The following is a 3368-nucleotide window of genomic DNA, read 5'->3' on the forward strand; positions in this document are numbered from 1 at the left end:
CCGCCCCTCCCCCTCCCCATGGACCGCACGTCAGACCCGGTACCCGTGGCCGGGGACTGTCCGGATCACCGGCGGATCCCCGAGTTTGCGGCGCAGTCCGTGCACCACGACCTTGAGCACGCCGCTGAACGGGTCCAAGTGGGCGTCCCAGACCTTCTCGACGAGGTGGGTCGTGCTCACCGGGGCGCCGTCCGCGCGCAGCAGCTCCTCCAGCACGCCCAGCTCCTTGGGGGAGAGGGAGAGCTCTCGGCCCTCGCGGAAGGCGGTGCGGCGGTTGGTGTCGACCACCAGCCCGGCCCGGGACAGCCGCGGGCGCGCGCCCGGGCGGGACCGGCGCCCCAGCGCGCGGACCCGCGCCAGCAGTTCCGCGTAGGCGAAGGGCTTGGCTAGGTAGTCGTCGGCGCCCAGGTCCAGACCCTCGACCCGGTCGTCCAGACCCCCGGCCGCAGTAAGCATGAGCACGCGGGCCTCGACGCCGGGGGCCTCGACCACCCGCGCGCACACCTGGTCTCCGTGCAGGACCGGCAGGTCCCGGTCCAGGACGATGACGTCGTAGCCGTGCACGCAGGCCATCTCCAGGCCCGTGTCGCCGTCGTGGCACACGTCCACGGCCATGCCCTCCCCGCGCAGCCCCTCGGCGACGGTCTCGGCCAGCGCCGGTTCGTCCTCCACCACCAGGACCCTCATGCGTCCCCCTCGCTCACGGCCCGCACCCCGATGGCGGCGCCCCGGACCAGCACTACCGTCCCGGCGGTTAGGCGGAGGTTAACCCCGCCGGACTCCGCGGCCCTAACCGGCGGCTAACCCGGGCTGCGCTGACATGGGCCGTGCGACACGCAGGAGAGGTGCCGGACGGGGCACCCCCACGGGACAGGAGTGATCGACATGCGCGTGACAGCGGGCCCCCTCGTCGGGGCGGCACTGGCCGGACTGCTGCTGACCGGCTGCGGAGCCCTCGGCGGCGGTGAGTCCGGCGGTGGCGGCGCCGAGGGAGGCGAGGAGACGTCCGCGGAGGAGGCCAGGCTGGAATTCGCCGAGTGCATGCGCGACAACGGCCACGAGATGCCCGACCCCGAGCCCGACTCCGAGGGCGGCGTCGCCTTCGCCCTGCCCGAGGCCGACCAGGAGGGGTTCAAGGAGGCGTTGGAGGCCTGCGAGGAGCACCTCCCGGTGGACGAGGACGCCCCCGACCAGCAGGAAGTGTTCGAGCAGGACCTGAAGATGGCCGAGTGCCTGCGGGAGAACGGGATCGACATCCCCGACCCCAGGCCCGGTGAGAGCCTGACGCTGCCCGTGGACCCGGAGGACGACGAGCACACCGAGGCGTTGACCACCTGTTCCGAGGATGTCTTCGGAGAGGGCGGCGGCTTCGGCGGCACCACCGGGGCCGGAGGAGGGAACTCGTGAGCGCCGACACCGCGCTCCTCCCCGAGGAGGAGCGGGAGGAGGAGCGGCCGCCCCGCCGCTGGTTCGGTCCGCTGTGGCTGGGCGCGGCGCTGCTCACCCTCGTGCTCCTGTGCGTCGTGGCGTGGGCGGCCGTGCGAGGACTGCCGGGGGGTTCCGCGGACGGTGAGGCTCCCGACCCCGGACCGACGGCGCGGATCGAACGCACCACGCTGCTGCGCGAGGAGAACCTCGACGGCGCCCTGGGGTACGCGGGCGGGGGCACGTTCTTCGCCCGCTCCGACGGCGTGGTCACCCGGCTGCCCGGGGTGGGCTCCGAGCTGACCGCGGGCGACCTCGCCTGGGAGATCGACGGCAGGCCCACGGTCCTGCTGCGCGGGGACAGGCCCGCCTACCGGCCGCTGGAACCGGGGAGCAGCGGCGAGGACGTGCGCCAGTTCGAGCGGGCGCTGGCCGAACTGGGCTACTCGGGCTTCACCGTGGACGACGAGTACACGTGGCTGACCGCCGAGGCCGTCCGTCGCTGGCAGGACGACACCGAGGGCATGGAGGTCACCGGCGAGGTGCACCCCTCCCAGATCTGGTACACGTCCGGCGCGGTGCGGGTGACCGGGCACGAGGTGGACGTCAGCGCGGGCGTCGCGCCCGCGACGGCGCTGCTGACCACCAGTTCCACCCGCCAGGTCGTGCGTGTGGACCTGGCCGTCGGCGACCGCGACCTGCTCACCGAGGACGCCGGGGTCACCGTCCAACTGCCCGGCGGGGAGAGCGTCGCCGGAGTGGTGGAGAGCGTCGGCACCGTCGCCAGCGTCGAGGAGGGCGAGGAGGGCGCGGGCGGGGGCGGCGACCCCACCGTGGAGGTGGTCATCGACCTGGAGGAGGACCCCGCGGGCTTCCTCGACCAGGCACCGGTCACCGTGGTCGCCCGCGGGGAGTCGCGGGAGGACGTGCTGGCCGCGCCGGTGGGCGCGCTGATCGCGCTGCCCGGGGACCGCTACGGACTGTCCGTGGTGGACGCGGACGGCACCGTGCGCGACGTGCCGGTGGAGACGGGCTGGTTCTCGGACGGCCGGGTGGAGGTCAGCGGCGAGGGGATCGGCGAGGGCACCGAGGTGGTGGTCCCCGAATGAACGCGGCCGAGTTCACCGGGGTGAGCCGCCACTACCCCGGCGGTGTACGGGCCCTGGACGGGGTGGACCTGGTCGTGGGCCGCGGCGAGATGCTGGCGATCGTGGGCCCCTCGGGCTCGGGCAAGTCCACCCTGCTCAACCTGCTCGGCACCCTGGACGCGCCGACCTCGGGCACGGTGCGCGTGTTCGGGCACGATGTGGGGTCCCTGCGCGACGACGAGCTGTCCGCGCTGCGGGCACGCTCGGTCGGTTTCGTCTTCCAGCAGTTCCACCTGGCGCCCAACGTGCGGGCCGTGGACAACGTGGCCGAGGGCCTGCTGTACTCCGGCGCGTCCAGACGCGAGCGCGGGCGCCGTGCGCTGCGGGCGCTGGAGCGCGTCGGGCTGACCGACCGCGCCGGCCACCGGCCGCACGAGCTGTCCGGCGGGCAGAGGCAGCGCGTGGCGATCGCCCGCGCTGTGGCCTCCTCCCCCCGGATGCTGCTGGCCGACGAGCCGACCGGGGCTCTGGACTCGGCCTCGGGCGCGGCCGTGATGGAACTGCTCGGCGAGCTGCACCGGGACGGGGTGACCGTGGTCGTGATCACGCACGACAGGGAGTTGGCCGCGGGTCTGCCGAGACGGGTGGAGGTGCACGACGGCCGGATCGTCGCCGACTCCGGTCGCCCGGTCCCGGTGGACACGGGTGCCGACGGCGCGGCGGGGACGGACGGCTCCGCGCGGCCCCGCGACGCGGCGCGGACGGGCTCCGCAGGACCCCGGGCCAAGGGGGTCCGGTGAGGGGGCGGGACAGGGAGGACGCGGTGGAGGCTCCGCGCGCGGGAGGCGCGGAGAG

General features: G+C 74.7%; 4 protein-coding genes. 3 read left to right on the plus strand and 1 reads right to left on the minus strand.

Annotation, left to right across the window (positions count from 1 at the left end):
* Nucleotides 1–30: 30 nt before the first annotated feature.
* Nucleotides 31–687 (minus strand): response regulator transcription factor, encoded by a 657-nt coding sequence (locus tag DQW06_RS17535; protein ID WP_013155775.1) that lies wholly within the window; start codon nt 685–687, stop codon nt 31–33.
* A gap of 198 nt (nt 688–885) precedes the next feature.
* Between DQW06_RS17535 and DQW06_RS17540 the strand changes: the two genes are divergently transcribed.
* Genes DQW06_RS17540 through DQW06_RS17550 form a run of 3 tightly spaced genes read left to right on the plus strand, consistent with a single transcriptional unit; the run spans nt 886 to nt 3313 of the window.
* Nucleotides 886–1407, plus strand: a complete 522-nt coding sequence (locus DQW06_RS17540; protein ID WP_013155776.1) for a hypothetical protein — start codon at nt 886–888, stop codon at nt 1405–1407.
* Nucleotides 1404–2534, plus strand: coding sequence for a peptidoglycan-binding protein (locus tag DQW06_RS17545; RefSeq protein ID WP_013155777.1), 1131 nt, complete (start codon nt 1404–1406; stop codon nt 2532–2534). The genes DQW06_RS17540 and DQW06_RS17545 overlap by 4 nt, the downstream gene beginning before the upstream one ends.
* Nucleotides 2531–3313 carry an ABC transporter ATP-binding protein gene (locus tag DQW06_RS17550; RefSeq protein WP_013155778.1) on the plus strand — a complete coding sequence of 261 codons (783 nt, stop codon included), beginning with the start codon at nt 2531–2533 and terminating at the stop codon, nt 3311–3313. Before DQW06_RS17545 ends, DQW06_RS17550 begins: the two co-directional genes overlap by 4 nt.
* Nucleotides 3314–3368: the final 55 nt, after the last annotated feature.

Origin of the sequence: Nocardiopsis sp. TNDT3 (assembly GCF_003427465.1) — a bacterium.
Taxonomy (GTDB): Bacteria; Actinomycetota; Actinomycetes; order Streptosporangiales; family Streptosporangiaceae; genus Nocardiopsis; species Nocardiopsis dassonvillei.

Bases quoted from the DNA above. Each gene is read 5' to 3' on its own strand.
- DQW06_RS17535 (WP_013155775.1), bottom strand. From the start codon at position 687: ATGAGGGTCCTGGTGGTGGAGGACGAACCGGCGCTGGCCGAGACCGTC.
- DQW06_RS17540 (WP_013155776.1), top strand. From the start codon at position 886: ATGCGCGTGACAGCGGGCCCCCTCGTCGGGGCGGCACTGGCCGGACTG.
- DQW06_RS17550 (WP_013155778.1), top strand. From the start codon at position 2,531: ATGAACGCGGCCGAGTTCACCGGGGTGAGCCGCCACTACCCCGGCGGT.